At 71.2% G+C, this 21,680-nt stretch carries 20 protein-coding genes and 2 pseudogenes; 8 read left to right on the forward strand and 14 right to left on the reverse strand.

What is annotated here, in order from left to right:
• Positions 1-46 precede the first annotated feature (46 nt).
• The 4 genes from J2S41_RS37645 to J2S41_RS37660 are packed head-to-tail and all read right to left on the reverse strand — an operon-like array spanning position 47 to position 3,066.
• Positions 47-850, reverse strand: coding sequence for an ABC transporter permease (locus J2S41_RS37645; protein ID WP_310375481.1), 804 nt, complete (start codon positions 848-850; stop codon positions 47-49).
• On the reverse strand, positions 847-1,899 hold the full coding sequence (locus J2S41_RS37650; RefSeq protein WP_310375483.1) for an ABC transporter ATP-binding protein: 1,053 nt from the start codon (positions 1,897-1,899) through the stop codon (positions 847-849). The genes J2S41_RS37645 and J2S41_RS37650 overlap by 4 nt, the downstream gene beginning before the upstream one ends.
• Positions 1,877-2,341, reverse strand: coding sequence for a MarR family winged helix-turn-helix transcriptional regulator (locus J2S41_RS37655; protein WP_310375485.1), 465 nt, complete (start codon positions 2,339-2,341; stop codon positions 1,877-1,879). Before J2S41_RS37655 ends, J2S41_RS37650 begins: the two co-directional genes overlap by 23 nt.
• Before the next feature lie 41 nt (positions 2,342-2,382).
• Positions 2,383-3,066: a TetR/AcrR family transcriptional regulator gene (locus J2S41_RS37660; RefSeq protein WP_310375487.1), complete on the reverse strand. Its 684-nt coding sequence runs from the start codon at positions 3,064-3,066 to the stop codon at positions 2,383-2,385.
• A 75-nt stretch (positions 3,067-3,141) separates the two neighbouring features.
• On the opposite strand from J2S41_RS37660, the gene J2S41_RS37665 reads away from it, so the two are divergent.
• Positions 3,142-3,369 (forward strand): hypothetical protein, encoded by a 228-nt coding sequence (locus tag J2S41_RS37665; protein ID WP_310375489.1) that lies wholly within the window; start codon positions 3,142-3,144, stop codon positions 3,367-3,369.
• A 204-nt stretch (positions 3,370-3,573) separates the two neighbouring features.
• Here the strand turns inward: J2S41_RS37665 and J2S41_RS39990 are convergent.
• Positions 3,574-3,798 (reverse strand): annotated as a pseudogene (locus J2S41_RS39990) (acyl-CoA carboxylase biotin carboxyl carrier protein subunit); the annotation flags it as partial.
• 63 nt (positions 3,799-3,861) lie between these two features.
• Positions 3,862-5,316: pseudogene (locus J2S41_RS37670) on the reverse strand (acetyl-CoA carboxylase biotin carboxylase subunit); the annotation flags it as partial.
• 102 nt (positions 5,317-5,418) lie between these two features.
• Between J2S41_RS37670 and J2S41_RS37675 the strand changes: the two are divergent.
• From J2S41_RS37675 to J2S41_RS37690, 4 genes are all read left to right on the forward strand, one after another.
• On the forward strand, positions 5,419-6,030 hold the full coding sequence (locus tag J2S41_RS37675; RefSeq protein ID WP_310375493.1) for a PadR family transcriptional regulator: 612 nt from the start codon (positions 5,419-5,421) through the stop codon (positions 6,028-6,030).
• 94 nt (positions 6,031-6,124) lie between these two features.
• Positions 6,125-7,066: an ATP-binding cassette domain-containing protein gene (locus tag J2S41_RS37680; RefSeq protein WP_310376836.1), complete on the forward strand. Its 942-nt coding sequence runs from the start codon at positions 6,125-6,127 to the stop codon at positions 7,064-7,066.
• A 3-nt stretch (positions 7,067-7,069) separates the two neighbouring features.
• Positions 7,070-7,834: an ABC transporter permease gene (locus J2S41_RS37685; protein ID WP_310375495.1), complete on the forward strand. Its 765-nt coding sequence runs from the start codon at positions 7,070-7,072 to the stop codon at positions 7,832-7,834.
• Between the two features lie 19 nt (positions 7,835-7,853).
• Complete coding sequence (locus tag J2S41_RS37690; protein WP_310375497.1) at positions 7,854-9,575, forward strand: MFS transporter; 1,722 nt, start codon at positions 7,854-7,856, stop codon at positions 9,573-9,575.
• A 553-nt stretch (positions 9,576-10,128) separates the two neighbouring features.
• On the opposite strand, the gene J2S41_RS37695 is transcribed toward J2S41_RS37690, so the two are convergent.
• From J2S41_RS37695 to J2S41_RS37720, 6 genes are all read right to left on the reverse strand, one after another.
• On the reverse strand, positions 10,129-10,785 hold the full coding sequence (locus J2S41_RS37695; RefSeq protein WP_310375499.1) for an O-methyltransferase: 657 nt from the start codon (positions 10,783-10,785) through the stop codon (positions 10,129-10,131).
• Positions 10,786-10,803: 18 nt separating this feature from the next.
• The gene (locus J2S41_RS37700) at positions 10,804-11,448 is read right to left on the reverse strand and encodes a Maf family protein (protein WP_310375502.1); all 645 of its coding nucleotides are present in this window, start codon (positions 11,446-11,448) and stop codon (positions 10,804-10,806) included.
• A 281-nt stretch (positions 11,449-11,729) separates the two neighbouring features.
• Complete coding sequence (mycP, locus tag J2S41_RS37705) at positions 11,730-12,770, reverse strand: type VII secretion-associated serine protease mycosin (protein ID WP_310375504.1); 1,041 nt, start codon at positions 12,768-12,770, stop codon at positions 11,730-11,732.
• 41 nt (positions 12,771-12,811) lie between these two features.
• A complete protein-coding gene (locus tag J2S41_RS37710; protein WP_310375505.1) occupies positions 12,812-14,008 on the reverse strand; it encodes a hypothetical protein in 1,197 nt (398 codons plus the stop codon).
• A gap of 4 nt (positions 14,009-14,012) precedes the next feature.
• Positions 14,013-14,411, reverse strand: coding sequence for a hypothetical protein (locus tag J2S41_RS37715; RefSeq protein WP_310375507.1), 399 nt, complete (start codon positions 14,409-14,411; stop codon positions 14,013-14,015).
• A 127-nt stretch (positions 14,412-14,538) separates the two neighbouring features.
• Positions 14,539-14,739: an acyl-CoA carboxylase subunit epsilon gene (locus J2S41_RS37720; protein WP_310375508.1), complete on the reverse strand. Its 201-nt coding sequence runs from the start codon at positions 14,737-14,739 to the stop codon at positions 14,539-14,541.
• 103 nt (positions 14,740-14,842) lie between these two features.
• Here J2S41_RS37720 and J2S41_RS40015 point away from each other — a divergent pair, with 103 nt between their 5' ends.
• Together J2S41_RS40015 and J2S41_RS37730 are read left to right on the forward strand one after the other, a co-directional pair.
• On the forward strand, positions 14,843-18,307 hold the full coding sequence (locus J2S41_RS40015) for a serine/threonine-protein kinase (RefSeq protein ID WP_445343942.1): 3,465 nt from the start codon (positions 14,843-14,845) through the stop codon (positions 18,305-18,307).
• A gap of 73 nt (positions 18,308-18,380) precedes the next feature.
• A complete protein-coding gene (locus J2S41_RS37730; RefSeq protein ID WP_310375509.1) occupies positions 18,381-18,626 on the forward strand; it encodes a hypothetical protein in 246 nt (81 codons plus the stop codon).
• 60 nt (positions 18,627-18,686) lie between these two features.
• Here the strand turns inward: J2S41_RS37730 and J2S41_RS37735 are convergent, their stop codons facing one another.
• The gene (locus J2S41_RS37735; RefSeq protein WP_310375511.1) at positions 18,687-19,073 is read right to left on the reverse strand and encodes a hypothetical protein; all 387 of its coding nucleotides are present in this window, start codon (positions 19,071-19,073) and stop codon (positions 18,687-18,689) included.
• Positions 19,074-19,252: 179 nt separating this feature from the next.
• Between J2S41_RS37735 and J2S41_RS37740 the strand changes: the two genes are divergently transcribed.
• Positions 19,253-19,990, forward strand: a complete 738-nt coding sequence (locus tag J2S41_RS37740) for a M50 family metallopeptidase (protein WP_310375512.1) — start codon at positions 19,253-19,255, stop codon at positions 19,988-19,990.
• A 36-nt stretch (positions 19,991-20,026) separates the two neighbouring features.
• Here the strand turns inward: J2S41_RS37740 and J2S41_RS37745 are convergent, their stop codons facing one another.
• The gene (locus tag J2S41_RS37745) at positions 20,027-21,592 is read right to left on the reverse strand and encodes an acyl-CoA carboxylase subunit beta (RefSeq protein ID WP_310375513.1); all 1,566 of its coding nucleotides are present in this window, start codon (positions 21,590-21,592) and stop codon (positions 20,027-20,029) included.
• Between the last annotated feature and the right edge of the window lie 88 nt (positions 21,593-21,680).

Below are 21,680 nucleotides of genomic sequence, written 5' to 3' on the forward strand. Positions count from 1 at the left end.
CGGCTCGGACGTCCCCCACCGCGCGACCTCGGGCCGCCGCGTCACGTCAGGTCACCGCGCGGCGGCGGAAGCCGATCAGGCCGGTCACCGTGAACGCCGCGCCGAAGCCGGCCAGCGCGACCAGCGAGATCCACGGCGCGATGTGCGGCACGTCCGGCACCGACGCCGCGCGCACCGCCTCGGACAGGTAGGTCAGCGGGTTGAAGAGCGTGACCACCTGGAACCAGGCCATCGAGTCCAGTGACTTCCACGGGTACTGGGTGGCGCCGGTGAACATCAGCGGCGTCAGGATCAGCGCGAACATGATGCTGATCCGGGACGGCTGCACCACGGTGCCGAGGGTGAGCCCGATCGCGGCGCCGACCCACGAGCCGAGCAGCAGGGCCACCACCATCAGCGGTACGCCCGGCGGGTGCCACGGCACGGCGCCGAGCACCAGGAAGCCGATCGGGAACATGATCACGACCGAGACCATCGCCCGGGCCACCGCGATCGTGAGCTTCTCCACCGCCACGGCCCAGGTCGGCAGCGGCGCGAGCAGCCGGTCCTCGATCTCCTTGGTGAACGAGAACTCCATCACCATCGGCAGCGCCACGGTCTGCAGCGCGGTCAGGAACGCGGTCAGCGCCACGATGCCGGGCAGCAGCAACAGCGAGTACTCCTCCGAGACGTACCCGCCGGCGTTGAGCACCTTGGCGAAGACGAACAGCATGAACAGCGGCTGCAGCGCGGTCTGGGCCAGGAAGACCCAGATCTCCTTGCCGGTGACGAAGACGTCCCGCCACAGGATCGCGGCGAACGCGCCCAGCGCGGACGGGCGCGCGGGCGCCAACTCGGTCGGCGTGCTCATCGCAGGCCCCTTCCGGTCAGATCGATGAAGACGTCCTCCAGGCTGGGCTCGCCGATGTGCACGTTCGCCAGCGTGGCGGCGCGCGCGTCCAGCACCGCGACCACGGGGCCGAGCAGGCCGGCCGGCGCGCGGTCCAGGTACAGCCGGATCTTGATCTCGTCGGTGCCGGGCGCTCCCGGTGGTCCCGGTGGTGATCCGCCGCCCAGGGCCGCGAGCGCGGCCGGTGGGAGCGCGGGCGCGCCGGCGCTGACCGCCTCGCCGCGGCTCACGCCGTCCACGTCGGTCAGCGCCGCGATCAGCTTGTCCGCGTCGTCGGCGGGCGCGGGCGTGACGGACAGCTCCAGCACGGCCTGGCCGGTCAGGCGCCGGGTGAGCGCCTCCGGCGTGTCCAGCGCCAGCAGCCGGCCGTGGTCGACGATGCCGACCCGGTCCGACATCTCCGCGGCCTCGTCCATGTCGTGCGTGGTCAGCACCACGGTCACGCCGCGGTCGCGCATCTCGCGTACCCGCTCCCAGAGGAAGATCCGGGACTGCGGGTCGAGGCCGGTGGTCGGCTCGTCCAGGAACAGCACGGCCGGCTCGTGCATCATGGCCCGCGCGATCATCAGGCGCTGCGCCATGCCGCCGGAGTAGAAGTCGATCTTCTTGTTCGCGGCCTCGGTCAGCCCGAACTGCTCCAGCAACTCGTCCGCCCGGGCGTTCCGGTACGCCCGGGAGAACCCGTGGTAGGCCGCGTGGAACGCCAGGTTCTGCCGGGGGGTGAGCGACCGGTCCAGGTTGCTGCGCTGCGGCACCACCGCGAACGCGCTGCGCGCCCGGACGCCGTCGCGGATCACGTCCCGCCCGGCGACGGTGGCGCTGCCGCTGGTGGCCCGGACCCGGGTGGTCAAGATGCCGATCGTGGTGGACTTGCCCGCGCCGTTCGGCCCGAGCAGCCCGAAGATCTCGCCGGGCGCCACGTCGAAGCTGATCCCGTCCACCGCGTTGACCTGCGCCTTCGGGTATCGCTTGACGAGCTCTTTCACATCAACCGCGGGTGGTGACGTCATCGGGGTCCTCCATCGTGGAGATCAGCTCCAGCAGAAACTCGCGGATGATCGCGGCCTTCGCCGGGTCGGCGTCGACCGGGGTGAGCGGCGTGTTCAGGGTGCGGACCTCGTGCACCTTGGCCAGCGCGAGCCGGCCGGACTCGGTGATGCCGATCCGGATCGCGCGCCGGTCGTGCTCGTCCGGCAGCCGCACCACGTGTCCCGACCGCTCCAGCGTGTCGACGATGCCGGTGAGCGTGGCGGGCTTGAAGAAGCACAGCTCGGCGATCCGCCGGTGACCGAGGTCGCCGCCGTGCATGCCGAGCGTGGTGAGCACGGCGACGCCGGCCGGCGTCAGGTTGTGGTGTGCGGCCAGGTAACCGCCCCAGCGATGCTGGGCCAGCCGGGCCGCCAGCACGAGCAGGCTGCCGAGCGGTGCCTCGTGCAGTCGTGAGGTGTCCACGCGGCACACGTTAGCCCCCGTATAGTTAGGGGCCAAACGATTTATTCGCGCGGCTCCGGCGTGGCCGCCAGGATGGCGTCCAGCCCCCGGGTGAACAGCTCGTCGTCGTCCCACGGTGGCTCGTCCAGGTGCCCGGAGGCGGCCAGTGTGGGGTAGGCGTCCCGGTTCGCCAGCAGGTGCTGTCGCGCCCGCGGGTCGCGGTGCTGCCGCCAGGTGCTCTCGGTGAGCGCCGCGCCGATCACGTAGTTGGCCAGCAGCCGGGTGACCACGGCCAGTTCCCGGCCGGCGAAACCGCCCCGGGCCAGCGCCGCCTGGAGGAACTCGGTGCGCGCCAGCACGTTCGGCCCGAGCATCGGGCGGCCGATCAGGCCCGGCGCCCACGGATGCCGCAGCATCGCGGCGCGCCAGCCGCCGGCCAGCGCGCGGACGTCGTCCCGCCAGGCGGCCGGCTCGGGCAGCGCCACCTCGCCGAAGATGTGGTCGACCGCCAGGTCCAGCACGTCGTCCTTGGTCTTCACGTGCCAGTAGAGCGCGGTCGACGTGACGCCGAGCCGCTCGGCCAGGCGCCGCATGGTCAGCCCGTCGATGCCGTGCAGGTCGAGGAGGTCGACCGCCTCCGCCACGATCCGCTCCCGGGTCAGTGGCGCCGCCCGCCGCGCCCGCTCCGGCTCGACCCGCAGCCACACCGCACCCGCCCGGCCGTCACCACCCGCCCCGGCCCTCATGCGCGCCTCCGTTGCCATCCTTAACTTACCGGCGATAAGTTAACAGAACACCGATCAGGAGGGTACGGCAGACCGATGCCCCTGCTGCGAATTCAGTTGGATGCCGACCGGAACACCGCACGTCGCGTGGTCGAACTCCACCGCGCCGGCAAGGTCGACGCCGAGTTCCGCGCCGCCGCGGAGGCCGAGGTCTGGCGCCGCGGCTACACCCCCGCCGCGGCCCCCGTCTTCATCGGCATCACCAACGGCACCCCGACCCACCTCATCTACGACGTCGAGATCTACCCCGACACGACCCCCTGACACCGTCGCCCGCCCGGGCGGCGTCGCCACCAGCGGGCACCCCGGATTCGCCGGGCCGCTCGGACCGGCCTCGCCGCGGGGTGATTCTCACCGGCCACGGATCTGGCAGGGAGGAGCCCCGGCGACGACCGGTGCCCGCGGGAGCATGCGGAGGCCGGCCAGGCCGGGAGCGGGAAGATGAGGCTCTTGATCGGGGTCTTGAGGTCAGTCCTTGATGGAGCAGATGATGCCGCCGGCGGGGATCGTGCTGCCGGGGGTGGCGGCGAGGTCGGTGATGGTGCCGGACTTGTGGGCGTGGAGGGGTTGTTCCATCTTCATCGCCTCCAGGACCACGATCAGGTCGCCCTCCGTGACCGTGTCGCCCTCGGCGATGGCGATCTTGACGATGGTGCCCTGCATGGGTGAGGTGAGTGCGTCGCCGCCGGCGGCCGTGGTGGTGGTGCGGGTGGCGCCGCGGCGGGGGGTGGTGCGTTCGGGGCGGGGGGACGGGGTGCCGAGGCCGGCCGGCAGGGTGACCTCGAGGCGCTTGCCGCCGACCTCGACGACCAGCGTGTCACGTTCCTCCGTGGGGGCGGTGGGCGCGCCGCCGGTGAAGGCGGGGACGCCGCCGGCCCACTCGGTCTCGATCCAGCGGGTGTGCACGGTGAACGGCTCGGTGGTGAACGCGGGGTCGCGGATGACGAGCCGGTGGAACGGCAGCGCGGTGGCCATGCCCTCCACGCGCATCTCGTCGAGCGCGCGGCGGGCGCGTTCCAGCGCCTCGGTGCGGGTCTCGCCCACGATGATCACCTTGGCGAGCAGCGAGTCGAAGGCGCCGCCGACCACGCTGCCGCTCTCGATGCCGGCGTCGACGCGGACGCCGGGGCCGGCCGGCAGCACCAGCGAGGTGACCGTGCCGGGCGCGGGCAGGAAGCCGCGGCCCGGGTCCTCGCCGTTGATCCGGAACTCGATCGCGTGCCCGCGCGGCACCGGGTCCGCGTCGAGGCGCAGCTTCTCGCCGGCCGCGATCCGGAACTGCTCGCGGACCAGGTCGATGCCGGACGTCTCCTCGGTGACCGGGTGCTCGACCTGCAGGCGCGTGTTGACCTCCAGGAACGAGATGGTGCCGTCGCGGCCGACCAGGTACTCGACCGTGCCGGCGCCGTGGTAGCCGGCCTCGCGGCAGATCGCCTTGGCCGAGGAGTGGATCTGCGCGCGCTGCTCGTCGGTGAGGAACGGCGCGGGCGCCTCCTCGACCAGCTTCTGGTGGCGGCGCTGCAGTGAGCAGTCGCGGGTGCCGACGACGATCACGTTGCCGTGCGTGTCCGCCAGCACCTGCGCCTCGACGTGCCGCGGCTGGTCCAGGTAGCGCTCCACGAAGCACTCGCCCCGGCCGAACGCGGCGACCGCCTCGCGGGTGGCGGACTCGAACAGCGCGGGGATCTCCTCGCGGGTGCGGGCGACCTTGAGGCCGCGCCCGCCACCGCCGAACGCCGCCTTGATCGCGACCGGTAGCCCGTGCGCGTCCGCGAACGCGATCACCTCGTCCGGGCCGGCGACCGGGTCCGGCGTGCCGGGGACCAGCGGCGCGCCGGCGCGCTGCGCGAGGTGCCGGGCGGTCACCTTGTCGCCGAGGTCGCGGATCGCCTGCGGGGACGGGCCGATCCAGGTCAGGCCCGCGTCCAGCACGGCCTGCGCGAAGTCCGCGTTCTCGGAGAGAAAACCATAACCGGGGTGTACGGCGTCCGCGCCCGCCCGCGCGGCCCGCTCCAGCAGCTTGCCGATGTGCAGGTACGTCTCGGCGGGCGTGTCACCGCCGAGCGCGTAGGCCTCGTCCGCCAGCCGCGCGTGCGGCGCGTCCCGGTCGGAGTCCGCGTAGACCGCCACGCTGGCGAGCCCCGCGTCGCGGCAGGCGCGCACCACCCGGACGGCGATCTCACCACGGTTGGCGATCAGAACCTTACGCACAGCACGCTCCTGCCCACCCCGGCGATGACGTTACTGAGCGGGAGTTTAGTGGCACGCCGCGCGGCCCGCCGACTAGTCAAACTTGGCTATTACGCTTCTGACGTGTCTACCACCCGCCTCATGATCCTCGGTCTCGTGCGCTGGACCCAGCCGGTGCACGGGTACGACGTCCGCCGCGAGCTGCTCAGCTGGAGCGCCGACAAGTGGGCGAACGTGCAGCCCGGCTCGATCTACCACGCGCTGCGCAAGCTCACCGAGGACGGGATGCTGCGCGAGGTGGCGACCGAGCAGGTGGGCGCGCGCCCGGCCCGCACCACGTACGAACTCACGCCCAAGGGCGAGGAGGAGTTCCAGAATCTGCTGCGCGGCGCGTGGTGGAACCTGGAGGGCGCGGTCGACCCGTTCTTCGCCGCGTTCGCGCTGCTCCCCGCGCTGCCCCGGGAGGAGGCGGCGGCCGCGCTGCGCAACCGCGCCCGGATGCTCCGGGCGAACAACGAGAGCCTGCGCGCCGCGATGGAGTCCGGCTGGATGAGCCCGTCCTCCGGTAAGCCGCCGCACGTGGCCTGGATGTGGCAGCTGCAGATGGCCCGCGCGGAGGGGGAGATCGCCTGGTGCGAGCGGGTGGCGGCGCTGGTGGAGAGCGGCGAGTCGTACCAGCCGGCGGCCACGCCCTGGCCGCAGGGATGGCAGGGGTTCACCGCCGACATTGAGTAATAATCAAGCTTGATTACCCGCGCTATATCGCGTTAGCGTGAGCGGGCCGCGGGCGCACGCCCGCGCCGACGTGCTGTTGGGGGAGAGCGGGGACATGATCGAGACGAAGGGGTTGCGGAAATCGTTCCGCAACCGGCGGGGGACGGTCGACGCCGTGCGCGGCGTCGACCTGTGTGTGGAGGCCGGGGAGATATACGGCTTCCTCGGTCCCAACGGGGCCGGCAAGACCACCACGCTGCGCATGCTGGCCACGCTGATCACGCCGGACGGCGGCGCCGCCACGATCGCCGGCGCCGACCTGCTCCGGGCGCCCGGCGAGGTCCGCCGCCGGATCGGCTACGTGGCGCAGGGCGGCAGCACGTCGGACGGCAGCATCGCGCGGCAGGAACTGGTGCTGCAGTCCCGGTTCTACGGCGTCAGCAAGGCCGAGTCGCGGCGCCGGGCCGACGCGGCGATCCAGGCGTTCCAGCTCACCGAGTTCGCCGACCGGCCGTGCGCGACGTATTCCGGCGGTCAGCGCCGCCGGGTCGACATCGCGCTCGGCGTCATCCACCAACCGCGGGTCGTCTTCCTCGACGAGCCGACCACCGGGCTCGACCCGCAGAGTCGCGCGCACATGTGGGACGAGATCCGTCGGCTCCGCGACCAGGGCATGACCGTCTTCGTGACCACGCACTACCTCGACGAGGCGGACGCGCTCTGCGACCGGATCTCCATCATGGACCACGGCACGCTGGTCGCGGAGGGCACGCCCGCGGAGCTCAAGCGCGAGATCGCCGGCGACGTCGTCACCGTGGGCGTCGACGGGTCCGCGCCGGAGGCCGCCAAGCTGCTCGACGGTGCGCCGTTCGTGACGGGTCTCGAGCAGACCGGCGACGGGCTCCGGCTCTACGTCGACGCGGGCGGCACCGCCATCCCGCAGATCATGCGGGTCCTGGACGGCGCCGGCATCGCACTCGGCAAGATCGAGCTGCACCGGCCCAGCCTCGACGACGTCTTCCTCGCCAAGACCGGCCGATCGCTGCGGGAGAGCTGACCCATGACCTTCCTCCGGGACATTTGGCTCGTCTTCCAGAACCAGTTGCGCCTGCTGCTGCGCCAGCCGGTCTGGATCTTCATCAACCTGTTCCAGCCGCTCATGTTCCTGCTGCTGTTCGCGCCGCTGCTCAAGCCCGCGCTGTCGGCCGGCGGCGCGGTCAGCGACGCCGAGGTCTACCGCACGTTCGTGCCCGGGCTGCTGGTCATGCTGGCCATCTTCGGCGGGCTGTTCCAGGGCTTCGGCCTGATCTCCGACCTGCGGGCCGGCGTGATCGAGCGGGCCCGCGTCACGCCGGTCAGCCGCACCGCGCTGCTGCTCGGCCGCTCCCTGCAGGACGTGGTGAGCCTGCTGGTCCAAGCCGTTATCATCACGTTGCTGGCGCTGCCGTTCGGGCTCCGCGTGGGCCTGGTCGACCTGCTGTTGGCGTACCTGATGCTGGCCCTGATCGCGCTGATGACGTCCGCGCTCTCCTACGGCGTGGCGCTGCTGCTCAAGAGCGAGGACGCGCTCGCCCCGGTGATGAACACGCTGTCCCAGCCGCTGCTGCTGCTCTCCGGCATCCTGCTGCCGCTCACCTTCGCCCCGGTCTGGCTGCAGCGCGTCGCCGACTGGAACCCGTTCTCCTGGGCCGTCGACGGCACCCGCGCGCTGTTCGCCGGCGACCCGGGCGCGCCCGCGGTCTGGCAGGGCCTCGCCATCACGCTGACGCTGGCCGTGATCGCCGTGGCCTGGGCCGCGCGCATGTTCGCCCGGAGCGTCCGCTGACTCCCTCTACCGTGGGGCGATGCCCCGACTCGTGCGCGACCGGACCACCTGGCTGATCTACGTCCAGCTCGGCCTGTGGGGCTTCTTCCTCTACGGCTTCGGCCCGGTCGTCCCGCTGCTCCGCGACGAGCAGCACACCAGCGCCGCGATCGCGGGCCTGCACAGCACCGGGCTCGCGATCGGCGGCCTGCTCGGCGGCGCCCTCTACCCGTGGCTCTCCCGCCGCCTCGGCCGTACCCGCACCATGTGGCTCGCCCTCACCGGCGTCGCCCTCGCCACCACGCTGCTCATCTCACTCCCGTCCCTGCCCGCCACGCTGACCGCCGCCACACTCGCCTCCATGTGCGGCTGGACCGTCGTCAGCTGCGGCGTCAGCACCCTCACCGACCACCACGGTCCCGTCGCCCCCACCGCCATCACGGAAGCGAACGCGGCAGCGGTCGGGTTGGGGATGGTGTCGCCACTGCTGATCGGTCTCAGCACGCGGGTCTGGGAGAACTGGCGTCCGGGCATGGGCGTGCTGGTCTTGCTGATCGCCGCTGTCGCCGCTCATTCCCTCTTCACCACGGGGGTACGGGGACGGTCCGCTTCCGCCGTCGGGACGGGCGCGCCGCTCGCGCCGTCCGCCGGGTCTGTCGCGTCTTCGGGTTCCGGTGCGTCTTCCGGTTCTGCGGCGTCTTTCGGTTCTGCCGCGTCTTCCGGTTCTGCGGCGTCTTTCGGTTCTGCGGCGTCTTTCGGTTCTGCCGCGTCTTTCGGTTCTGCGGCGTCTTTCGGTTCTGCCGCGTCTTTCGGTTCTGCGGCGTCTTTCGGTTCTGCCGCGTCTTCCGGTTCTGACGCGTCCTCCGGTTCCGCTGCGTCGCCCGGTTCTGCCGCGCCTCCCGGGTTCGCCGCGTCTTTCGGTTCCGCTGCGTCGTCGAGTTCTGTTGGGTCTCCGATTTCTGGTGTGGCTCCGGGTGCTGTGCCGCCGGCCGGTGCCGCTGCTTCGGGCGATCCTGTCGCGCCCTCCGGGGACGCCGAGCCGATGGGGCGCGGGGCGCCGGATTCCGGTGGGGCGCCTCCTGGTCCGGCAGGGTTTCCCGGCGAACCGCTGGGCTCTGCTGCGGCGGACGGTGCCGCGGCTACGCCGGCCGCTGCTAGACCGCCGGCGAACGTGACGCGGTCCGGCGGTGGTGGGCGGCGGCTGCCGAGGACGTACTGGCTGGCCTGGTCGTTGCTCTGCGTCACCGGGGCGGTCGAGGTGTGCCTGTCGTTGTGGGCGGCGGATGTGCTGCGCGACCATGCCGGAATGTCACCCGGCGGTGCGTCCGCGACCGTGGCCGCGATCGTCGGCGGCATGCTGGCCGGGCGGCTCGCCGGTGGCCGGATCGCGCTGCGCGTACCGCCGATTCCGCTCCTGCTGATCGCGCTGGGCCTGTCGGCGGCCGGATTCCTGCTGTTCTGGGTACCGACGGTGAGCTGGGTCGCGGCGGCCGGGCTGATCGTGCTCGGGGTCGGCAACGCGATGCACTATCCACTGACGATCTCGCTGGCCATGGCCGCCGCCCCCGGACAGGCCGACGTCGCCGCGGCGACCGCCAGCTACTCGGCGGCGGTCGGCTTCGGCGTCGCGCCGCTGCTGCTCGGCTGGATCGCCGACCGGGTCGGGCCGCACCCGGCCTTCCTCCTGCTGCCGATTCTGATCGTGACCGCCGCGGCGATCGTGCTCCGGCTGCGGAGGCGGCTGCCGCCCGTCACCGATTGAGGTCGCCGCCCGCGCGATCGATCGTGTGGTGACCGGGCGGTCGCGCTGCCGGGTGTGCCGGTGGCGTGTGTGGTCGGTCGTGTGGTGATCGGGCGGTCGCGCTGCTGGGTGTGCCGGTGGCGTGTGTGGTCGGTCGTGTGGTGATCGGGCGGTCGCGCTGCTGGGTGTGCCGGTGGCGTGTGTGGTCGGTCGTGTGGTGATCGCGCGGTCGCGCTGCTGGGTGTGCCGGTGGCCTGTGTGGTCGGTCGTGTGGTGACCTCGCGGTCGCGCTGCCCGGTGCGCCGGTGGCCTGTGTGTCGATCGGGTGGTGACCGGCCGGTCATGCCGCCCGCTGCTCACCTGATCGATTGAGAGGTGACCCGGCGGCAACGCTGCGGAGTGGGCCCGCGGGCGCTTCGCGCCGATATTTCGCCATAAAGGAGTACGGCGCGGTCGCTGGGAGGTCGCTGTTCCGCTGCCTTTGCTCTGCTTACCTGGACATATCGCCGCACGTACCCGGCGAGGTTCTTCAACGTTGTCCCCGGTAAGCAGAGCAAAGGCGCGCGGACTCAGGTCAGCGGCGGCGGGCCAGGGTGATGCCGTCCGCGAGCGGGAGCACGATCGCGTCGACGCGGTCGTCCGTGGCTACGATGTCGTTGAAGCGCACCATCGCCCGGTCGCCGTCGTTGCGTGGGTCGAGCACCCGGCCGTGGCGCAGCACGTTGTCGATGATCAGCAGGCCGCCGGGGCGCATCCGCGGGACCAACTCGGACCAGTACGTGGGGTAGCCGACCTTGTCCGCGTCGATGAAGACCAGATCGAGGTGCGGCTCGGCGGGCAGTTCGCGAAGCCCCTCCGCCGCCGGGCCGATCCGCAGCTCGATCTTCTTGTCCACGCCGGCGCGCTCCCAGTACCGGCGCGCCACCGACGTGTACTCCTCCGAGATGTCGAAGCAGGTCAGCCGCCCATCCTCGGGCAGCCCGCGCGCGATCGCCAGCGACGACAGCCCGGTGAACGTGCCCACCTCCACCGCGGTGCGCGCGCCGACCAGCCGCGTCAGCATGGTCAGCAGGCCGGCCTGCTCCGGCGAGACCTGCATGGCGACCTCGTCCGGCCCGAGCGTGGCGCGCGTCTCCCGGATCAGCTCCTGGAAGACGTCGTCGAGGGGCATGCCATGAGCCAGCGCGTACGCGTACAACTCCGGCGTGTGCGGCAGCGTCTTGAAGTCCATGCCGCTCACGCTATTGCGTCACGCGGTCGTCCAGAAGTCCGTGATGGAGAAGCCGAGCTCCGCGACCAGCCGGCGCAGCAGCGGCAGCGACAGCCCCACCACCGTCCCGTGATCGCCCTCGATCCGCTCCACGAACGCGCCACCCAGCCCGTCGATCGTGAACGATCCGGCCACGTGGAGCGGCTCCCCCGTACCCACGTAGGTCTTGATCTCCTGATCGGACAGCTCCGCGAAGTGCACGACCGTCGCCGCGACGCCCTCGGCCGTCCCGTTGCCGCCCACGTCGACCAGGCTGTGGCCGGTGTAGAGCGTCCCGCTGCGCCCGCGCATCGCCTGCCAGCGGCGCACCGCCTCGTCCGCGTCGCGCGGCTTGCCCAGGATCTCCCCGTCGAACGCCAGCACCGAGTCGCACCCGAGCACGAGCGTCGCCGGCCCGGTGCCGGGCAACGTCGCCGCCTCGGTCTGCCGTACCCGATCGGCGACGGCCGCCGCCTTCAGCCGCGCCAATATCTGACACAGGGTGTCCGCACTGACCGCCTCCACCGCCGACTCGTCCACGCCCGAGACGATCACCTCCACCTCGATCCCCGCGGACTTCAGCAGGGCACGGCGGGCGGGGCTCGCGGAGCCCAGAATCAGGCGGGGCCGGTTCGACGTCTGCACGGTGCTCAACGCTACCGGTAGCGGTGCGGGGTATCGCTAACCGGGCGCGTCAGTCATAAATCGGGCCAAAAGTTAAACGTGGCCGTAACGCAGGGGAATCAGACTCGCAAGATTGTCTTTGTACGGTGCTTGACTTGGGAGGGGGCTTGCGAGCAGCCGCCACCTGCGGCCGCCGGGCGCCTGGTTCAGGTCCTCGTCGAGCAACGCCGCTCGACGCACCGCGCCGGCCGCGGTGACCGTTCGGGACCGCATCGCCGCGGTCCCGAACGCTCCACCTGTGGTCACGGCTCGGCGCGGTTGCGCGGGCGGGCGACGGCGAGGGCGATCACCAGCGCCACGCCTATCAGGCTTCCGATCACCGCTATGAGAATGACGGCGGTCCGCCCCATCGTGTTCGGCACCGGTGCGGCTTGCGCGGTCGCGGTCGGTTCCGCGGCGGGTTCAGTCTCAAGAGGCGGTACATTCGCGGTCAGCGCTGCCACCGGATCCACGATCCCGAACCCGTATTCGGGATCCCGCCCGGGCGCCCCCTTGTCGACGGCGGTCGCCGTCATCCGATGAACGACCTCGGCGGCCGACAACTCCGGGTAACGACTCCACACCAACGCCGCCACCCCAGAAACAATCGCCGCCGACGCCGACGTGCCGGTTCCGGGCTGGTACGTCTGTCCAGTCCAGGTGCTCAACAGATCGACGCCGGGCGCAGCTAGATCGAGTTTTTCTCCGCTGGTTGATATGTCGGCAATGGCGCCGTCTCGTCCCGTAGCACCGACGGCAACTACGCTATCTATATAGGCCGGGAAAGCTATAACGTTGTGCGTAGGCTTATTTCCCGAGCTGGCCACAATCACAACGTCGGCGGCGATGGCCTCCTCGATTGCTTTTCTTACTTCAATATTGGGGCCGCTGGCTGTCGAAATATTTATAATTTTGGCGCCATGTGAGGTTGCCCATCGAATACCCTTGGCGGTATTGTCTGTGCTTCCCCGTCCTTGGGCGTCAAGGATCTTAATAGGGAGAATTTTCGATCCCGGTGCTATTCCAGATGCGCCATCGGTGCCCCCGGATGCAGCAATAAGTCCTGCAATGGCAGTCCCGTGCCCCTGCTCGTCACTCTGTCCTGAGGTCGCGGCGCCGTCCAGTAAGGAGATTCCGGGAAGCAACGCTGGCTGGAGATCGCGATGGGAATCGACGCCAGAGTCAAGCACCGCCACAGTTATTCCCACCCCCGTCGATATTTGGTGCGCCTGGTCAATCTTGAGGGACTCGAGATGCCACTGCTCAAGATGGGCGGCGGTTTGTATGGGGATTCCTGCTGTCATTATGATAGCAACAGCCGCGCGTGTGTAGCTGGCCTTACGGTTCACTTCTCGCGGCCGATTGCTGGACCCGGGTCGATCGCAGAAAGCGGTGGATCTGGTTGTACTATAGGCGGCACTCCAGTTTCGGTAGACCACGGGCTATCGGCCTCTCGGCTAGGGTCATGCTGTTGCATTCGAGAGTCCCGTGGAGCCGTGGTCTGGAATGGCATAACGGTGTTGGGACTGCTTGTTGCGGAAGATGGCAGCAAGGACCCTACGGGCTGAGCGATCGGTGTCGTGCGGCTTCCCGGAGGCGACCCGATGACTAGGCCAGTTCTCCCGTTGTCGACCCTCGGTGAGGTGTTCTGCGTATTTGTTGATCTACTGGTGTGTCCGATGATGCCGGGTGTCGGTATCGGTGGAAGCGATGTGCCCGTTTTGTTGCCCGACGCATTAACGGTCTCCGAGGACGCGCCATTGTTAGGACCGAGTGGGTCTCGAACTCCAGTAAATTCTGCGAGAGAAATATCGCGATCCCGCATGCTTGGCCCCGGTGCTTGATCCGCAAGGGGCAGAGCGACGTCTCCTGAGCGGGATGGTCGTGTCTCAAGCGGTACGACTGGAGGGATGTCTGGAGGTCTTATACCGGTATCGGGTGGTGGGGCGAGAACTGCACTGGAGTCGATATATTTCGGTGGCACCTGGAGGGCTGCTGTTGCTTCGATTAGCTCCTGGCTGGCGCGGTACATCACGGCGCGGGCTTGGGTTGTCAGGTCGGCCTGGCGGGCGGCTGTGTCTGGGGCGACCGCGTGCATGGCCAGACCCGCTTCGATGCCGGCGCCGTGGGCGGCGCGTTGGAAGTCTTGTTCGGCGGTGAGGTTGACCGAGTATTCGTCGGCGATGGGGCGGAGGGCCGTGTATGCGTCGGTGATGATCGCCAGGGCGGCTGCGTAGGCGGTGTAGTTGGCGACGCTGGCGTCGTGGGTGCGCTGGAAGTTGTCGAGGTCGGCGTCGAAATGGGCCAGGTAGGTGGCGGCGGCGGGGCTGTGGGTGGGGTTCCACGCGGTGGCCAGATTGTCCCGGTAGATGCGCATCCGGGTGATGTGCTGGGAGAGCAGTTCCGAGGTGCGGCGCCAGCCGGCGAGGTGGGTGGCATACGCGTCGGGGGTGTGGTGGGCGATGGTGGCCCAGATGGAGGGTACGTCCATGGTGTGCCACGGGGTGCCGGTCCAGTCGGCGCGGCCGTTGTCGAGGGCCATGGGTTTACCGGGCCTCGGTGGCGCCGGAGGCTTCGAGGGCCTCGCGGACGTCGTGGGTCTGGGCGGCGGAGAAGGCGTCGGCGTCGGCGTAGCGGGTGCTGATCTCGGCGGCGGCGTTGCCGAGGCGGTTGCCGGCCTGGACGTACCAGTAGACGTTGTCGGTGGCGGCGCGCATGGCGGTCTCGTGCTCGGCCAGGAAGCGGGCGTGTTCCCGGAAGTCGCCGGCGGGCCGGGGGTGCTCGGCCTCCATGTCGGCGATGACGCGGGTGGCGTGTGGGACGTAGTTGTCCTGGATCTCGGCGATCAGGGCGCGGGCGAACGCGGACATGGCCTCGATGTCGGCCTCGATCCTGCCGTAGTCGCGCAGCCAGGCCGGTCCCAGATCGTCGTCGGGTATCGCCACAAGATCCTCCCGGAGCCGCCTCGGCATCGAGGTTAGCCAATCGAGGCTCACCCTTGGGGGCACCGACAGGGGGCGCGCCGAATTGTCCGGAGGATGCGATTTCTCACATGGGATGGTTACTCATGTGTCATCGGGGGAGTGCGGAGTGTCGCCAGGTGGCGGTGTAGCCGGGACGGGACGACCGGGACCACGGCGCCGCGGCGGGCGGGGCGGCCGGGCGGGACACCCGTGTCAGCGCACGCAAGGCGCCGATCAGCGCGGCCAGTTCCTCGGGCGTGGGCGTACCGTTGACGATCTTGAGATCTGGGGCACGGTCGCCGGAGTGCATTAGGCCAGACTAAGGCCAGAACGCTTGATAACAAACTGATGTGCGTCTCACTCGACGCGGGTCAATTGGTGTGATGAGGGCGGGTGCGGGTACGTTCCTCTGGATGTCTGCCCCCGAATTGATCGCCCACCGATACCGGCTGCTCCGGCCGCTCGGTCAGGGCGGCATGGGCCGGGTCTGGCTGGCGCGCGACGAGGTGCTGCACCGCGACGTCGCGATCAAGGAACTCGTTCCGCCGCCCGGGCTGACCGTGGACGAGCGGCGCGAGATGCGGGAACGGTCGCTGCGCGAGGCGCGCGCCATCGCCCGCCTGAACAACATCAACGTGGTACGCGTCTTCGACGTGCTCCGCACGGACGGCGACCCGTGGATCGTCATGGAGTACGTGGCCTCGCGCTCGCTCCAGGACATCCTGACCGACGTGGGCCCGGTGCCGCCGGCGCGCGGCATCGAGATAGGGCTCGGGATGCTCAACGCGCTCCGGGCCGCGCACCGCGCCGGGGTCGTGCACCGCGACGTGAAGCCGGGCAACGTGCTGATCGGCGAGGACGGCCGGGTCGTGCTGACCGACTTCGGCCTCGCCACCGTCCCCGGCGACCCGAACGTGACGCGCACCGGCCTGGTGCTGGGCTCCCCGGCGTACATCGCGCCGGAGCGCGCCCGGGACGGCACGGCCGGTCCGCAGGCGGACATGTGGTCGCTCGGCGCCACGCTCTACGCCGCGGTGGAGGGCCAGTCGCCGTACGCGCGCCCGTCCGCCATCGGCACGCTCGCCGCGCTCGCCACCGAGCCGCCGCCCACCGCGCGCAACGCGGGGCCGCTGCGGCCGGTGCTGGCCGGGCTGCTGCGCAAGGACCCGACGGAGCGGCTCTCGGCCGAGGAGGCCGAGCGCATGCTGATGCGCGCGGCCGGGCGGAAGTCGCGCGCGCCGCTCAACCTGTGGCAGACGCCGCGCCGCGGGCCGGGCGGCGCCCGGGTCGGCGGCGACACGCAGTCCTCCCCGGCGGTGCCCGCGCCGCGCCCGCCGCTGACCGGTCAGCGGTCCTCGATCGCGCCGGTGACCGGCTCGCATCCGCCGATCTTCTCCAAGGGCCGCGCCGCCGCCGCGGAGAACCGGCCGCCGCTGGACGCCACGCGCGTCGACGGCGCACCGGCCGCGGACGCCACCACGCGCATCCCGGACCCGGGCCGCGACGCGACCACCCGGATCGACCCGCGCATGCTCGCGGGCACGCCGCCGCAGGACACCACCACCCGGATCACCGGCGGCCACCTGCTCGGCGGTCGTGACGCGACCACCCGGATCGACCCGGTCAAGCGGTCCGGAGCTGCGGAAACGTCCGTTCCGGTGCCCCCGGGCGCCGGCGCGCCGGGCCGCGGTTCACAATCGAATACATCCGGCGGTACGCCAGCGGCGTCCGTGTCGGACGAGACCACCGTCGTGCCGCCCGCTGCCCTGGGCGCCGACGCTTCGAGGCCGGGCTCCACCAAGCCGGGCTCCGCCGAGCCGGACGCGGCTGACCCGGGTGCAGCCGGAGTCGCCGCGTCCGGCTCGGCCACCGCCCCGGCTACCCGGAACAACCCCAGGATCGATCCACTGGGTACGGGTGCCAGCGGCGCGTTCCCGGTGATCAGCGGCTTCGGCGGCCGGACGACCGGCACGACGCTCCCGGCCGACCGCCTCACCGGCACCCCGTCCGGCACCTGGGCGACGACGACCCCGGCCGGCCCGGCGGCGCCGGGTGGGACGACCGGGACCGGGACGGGCGCCTCGACGGGCTCGACCAGCTCGACGGGTACGCCGGCGGCCGTATCCGCGGCCACGGCCGGCGCGAGCACGGGCGCGACCGCGGCCGCAGGCGGGGACTCCACCGCCGAGGGCGCCGACGGCGACGCCAACGGCCCCGAGAGCGGGACCGAGGCCGAGAACGGCGCCGAGAGCGGGGCCAAGGCCAAGAGCGGGACCAAGGCCGAGAGCGGGACCAAGGCCGAGAGCGGGACCAAGGCCCGGAGCGGGACCAAGGCCGGGAACGGCGCCGGAGCCGACAGCAGCGCCAAGGCCGGAAGCGGCGCCGACGCTGGAGGCGGCACCAAGAGCACGGCCGCGAGTGGCGTCGACGCCGAGAGCGGCGCCGGAGCCGGGAACGCCGGAGCCGAGAGCGGCACGGAGACCGGCAGCGCTATTGAGGGCGCGAGCGGCACGAACGACGGGGACGCCGACGGCGCGACGACCGCCGCCGTGGGCAGCGGCACGACCGCCCCCGTGAGCAGCGGCACCACCGCCGTGAGCGGCACGGAGACCGGCGACGGCACGGCGAAGGCCACCACCGCGACCCCCGAGACCACCGGCGCCCCCACGGCCACCGCCCCCGCCGCGCGGGACAGCGCCGCACCCGGCGAGACGTCCGACGCCCCCGGCGCGGACGACGCCCCGGCGCCGGACGACGCCCCCGAGACGACCGGCGACACCGCGCCGGCCGGCACCGTGCCCGAGGCCGACGGCGCGCTCGTCACCAGCGTCATCGCCGCCCCCGCCGGTCCGGAATCCGACACCGACGGCACCACCGTCATCCGCGGCGGTGCCGGGGACGTCACCAGCGTCATCGCGGCCGGCGCTCCCGGTCGTACCCCCGAGGCCGTGGGGGGTTCCGGCGACAGCGACTGGGCGCGGGACGCCTGGGCGCGCACGAACCCGGACGCCACCGCCGTGGTCCCGCCGTCCTCGGCGGTGAACCGGGCGGCCAAGACCGGCCGCCCGAACCGCGCCGACGCGAAGAAGGCGCTGGGCGCGCCGCTGGCCCGGTTCGCCCGGTCGGCGCCGCGTGACGGCTTCGAGGACCGCACGCAGGTGGTGGCCCCGGCGCGCAGCGGCGGGTACGACGACTACGACCGGCCGCCGCGGCCGAACCGGGTGTCCCGGCTGGCCGCCGACCCGCGGGCCTGGATCGTGGTGGCGCTGGTCGTCGCGGTCGTGGTCGCGCTGATCCTGGTGGTGCCGAACCTGATGGCGGACGACCGGCGGGACGCGTCGCCGACGCCGTCCGCGACCGGTTCCCCGGCGGCGAGCAGGTCGCCGTCGCCGCGCCCGACCCGTTCCGCCGGGCCCGGGGTGGCGCCGCTGAACATGCCGGACGGCTGGCACACCTACGAGAGCGCGGCCGGCTGGTCGGTACCGGTGCCGGACGACTGGTCGGTGTCCGGCGACGGCAGCCACGTGGAGTTCCGGGAGACGAACGGCGGTGGCCGGCTGATGCTGATCACCATGATCGACGGCCCGATGCAGGACGCCAAGGCGGACGCCACCCAGCAGGAGCAGAACCGGCGCGGCGAGTACCAGGAGTACTCGCTGGTCGGTGTGCGGGACGTGGACTACTTCGACAGCGCGGCGGAGTGGGAGTTCGCGTACGGCCCGGCCGGCAACTACCGCAACCACGTGCTGATCCGCACGTTCGTCACGACGCCGGACCGCGGCTACCAGATCTACTGGGGTACGCCGGACAACGTCTGGGACGACAACCGCCAGCACCTCGATCTCATCATGGCGCTGTTCAAGCCGGACAAAGACTGATCCTTCCGCTCCGTGCATGCGTAGATCCGCCAACTGGCGGGTATCCACCTCGCAACGGAGAGAGGAGGACGACGTGAGCTACTACAAGCGGCACTGCACCAGGACCGCGGTCGCGATGTGGACGATCGCCGCCACGGTGCTGACCGTGGCCAGTGTGGGTACTGCCCTGCTGATCGCGCTCTCGGCGGTCGTCATTATTTCCGTGGCCGCGGTCGGGTCATGGTTTCTGCTGCACCGGGCGGTGCCGCAGCGGGTGCGGGACTCCGCGCCCGTGGGAACGCCGATGCGGGTTCCCGTCGGCGCACGCCGTCAGGCCTGAAACATCGAAACGGCGACAGCCGGACGCCGAGGTCCCGCTGTCGCCGTTCGCTGTGCGGCGTCAGAGCAGATCGATGTCGACGCCCAGGTCGACCTCGATGTCGATCTCGACGTCCAGGTCGAGGTCCAGGTCGGAGTCGTTGCTCTCGCCGTCGTCGTCCCAGTCCTCGTTGGAGTCGGTCTCGTCGAGCGCGTCCGCGACCGCGTCGACGGTGTCCTCGTCGCAGTCGTAGCCGTGCGCCTCCAGCCACTTGGCGACCAGCCACTCCAGCTTCTTCTCGTCCGAGTCGTCGTCGGACTGCGAGTAGCCCCCGCCGTTGCCGTTGCCGTGGCCGTGGCCGTGGCCGCCGCCCGCGAACGCGGCGGACGCGGTGCCGAAGGTGAGGCCGGTGAAGAGCACGGAGCCGGCGGCGAGGACGGTCAGGCGGCGAAGCGTGGTGTTACGCATGATTGTGGTTCCCCCGTGGGTGTCTGTGTGAGTGTGAGCGCCCGCGGCGCCCGCCCTGGCCGACTATGCCCCGCGGATCGCGTACGGGTGAGGAGAATGAAGAAGATTCGGCCGGTACGCGAGGCTTCCGCACCTTCTTCCCAGGAGGCCCTGGGCGCGCTGAGCTAGGCTGCCGAGCTGTGTCGATCGACAGCCTGACCGATCTGCGGGATCAGCTCTTCGGAGCGCAGCCGGACCCGCCGTTCCTGCTCGTCCTCATCACGGCGCTGCTCGCGCTCGCCGTGATCTTCGTGCGCGTGACCTGGCGGGTGGGCCGCAACGCGATCACGATCGCGCACGAGGGCGGGCACGCGCTCGCCGCCGTGCTCACCGGCCGCCGGCTGACCGGCATCAAACTGCACTCGGACACGTCCGGGCTGACGCTCTCGGCCGGCCGCCCGACCGGCCCCGGCATGACGTTCACGCTGCTGGCCGGCTATGTGGCGCCGTCGTTGATCGGCCTGCTCGGCGCGTGGCTGCTGGCCGGCAACCGGATCACGCTGCTGCTGTGGATCACGGTGGCCGCGCTGCTGGCGATGCTCATCATGATCCGGAACGTGTACGGGATCGTGTCGATCCTGGTCACCGGCGCGGTGGTGTTCGGCGTCTCCTGGTACGCGGAGCCGGAGGTCCAGGCCGCGTTCGCGTACACCGGCGTGTGGTTCCTGCTGATCGGCGGCGTGCGCCCGGTCTTCGAGCTCCAGTCGATGCGCAGCTGGGGGCGCATGCCGCAGTCGGACGCGGACCAGCTCGCCGGCATCACCCGCGTCCCGGCGATCTTCTGGGTGGGCGTGTTCCTGGTGGTGAACCTGGCCGCGCTGGCCGCCGGCCTGCTCCTGCTGGCCGGTGGTTACCTGCCGGAGATCACGCTGAACTAGTTTCGGGTCCGGCGCGGGCCGGACCCGAAGGATCTTCTAGAGCGGGATGTTGCCGTGCTTCTTCGGCGGCAGCGTCTCCCGCTTGGTGCGGAGCGCGCGCAGCCCGCGGATCAGGTGGGCGCGCGTCTCCGACGGCCGGATCACCGCGTCCACGTAACCGCGCTCCGCCGCCACGTACGGGTTCGCCAGCGTGTCCTCGTAGTCGGCGACCAGCTCCGCGCGCAGCGCCGCCGGGTCGGCCGCGGCCGCCAGCTCCGAGCGGTAGAGGATGTTCACCGCGCCCTGCGCGCCCATCACCGCGATCTGCGCGGTCGGCCAGGCCAGGTTCAGGTCCGCGCCCAGATGCTTGGAGCCCATCACGTCGTAGGCGCCGCCGTACGCCTTGCGGGTGATCACGGTCAGCTTGGGCACGGTCGCCTCCGCGTACGCGTACAGCAGCTTCGCGCCACGCCGGATGATGCCGTCCCACTCCTGGCCGGTGCCGGGCAGGAAGCCGGGCACGTCCACCAGCGTCAGCACCGGGATGTTGAACGCGTCGCAGGTGCGCACGAACCGGGCCGCCTTCTCCGACGCCGCGATGTCCAGGCAGCCGGCCAGGTGGGTGGGCTGGTTCGCCACCACGCCGACCGGGCGGCCCTCGACCCGGCCGAAGCCGACCACGATGTTCCGCGCGTAGAGCGGCTGCACCTCGAGGAAGTCGTCGACCAAGCGCTCGATGACCCCGTGCATGTCGTACGGCTGGTTCGCCGAGTCCGGGATCAGCGCGTCGAGCTCGTCGTCCGGGGTCAGGTCGGCCTCGGCGTCGAAGACCGGCGGGTCGTCGAGGTTGTTCGACGGCAGGTAGGACAGCAGCGCCTTCACGTACTCGATCGCGTCCTCCTCGCCGGAGGCGAGATAGTGCGCGTTGCCGCTGGTCGTGTTGTGGGTGCGGGCCCCGCCGAGCTCCTCCATGCCGACGTCCTCGCCGGTCACCGTCTTGATCACGTCCGGCCCGGTGATGAACATGTGCGACGTCCGATCCACCATCACGGTGAAGTCGGTGACCGCGGGGGAGTAGACCGCGCCGCCCGCGCACGGGCCCATCACCAGCGAGATCTGCGGGATCACGCCGGACGCGCGGACGTTGCGGAAGAAGATCTCGCCGTACCGGCCGAGGCTGACCACGCCCTCCTGAATCCGCGCGCCGCCGGAGTCGTTGATGCCGATCACCGGGCAGCCGGTCTTCATGGCCAGGTCCATCACCTTGACGATCTTCTCGCCGAAGACCTCGCCGAGCGAGCCGCCGAAGACCGTGAAGTCCTGCGCGAACACGCACACCTGCCGGCCGTCGATGGTGCCGTAGCCGGTCACCACGCCGTCCCCGTACGGCCGGTTGCGCTCCTGCCCGAAGTTCGTCGACCGGTGCCGGGCCAGCGCGTCCAGCTCGACGAACGAGCCCTCGTCGAGCAGCAGCGCGATCCGTTCCCGGGCGGTCCTCTTGCCGCGCGCGTGCTGCTTCTCGACCGCGCGCGCCGAGCCCGCGTGCACGGCCTCGTCGACGCGGCGGTCCAGGTCGGCGAGCCGGCCCGCGGTGGTGTGCGGATTGACGTCGGTGTCGGTCACATCCCGGATCGTATGACTATCGGGGCGGCCGTGCGTGGCGGGATTCGCGCGGTGCCGCTCAATCGTTCGGGGGCGTACCGCCGACATC

The organism is Catenuloplanes atrovinosus, assembly GCF_031458235.1.
In the GTDB taxonomy this organism is placed as follows: domain Bacteria; phylum Actinomycetota; class Actinomycetes; order Mycobacteriales; family Micromonosporaceae; genus Catenuloplanes; species Catenuloplanes atrovinosus.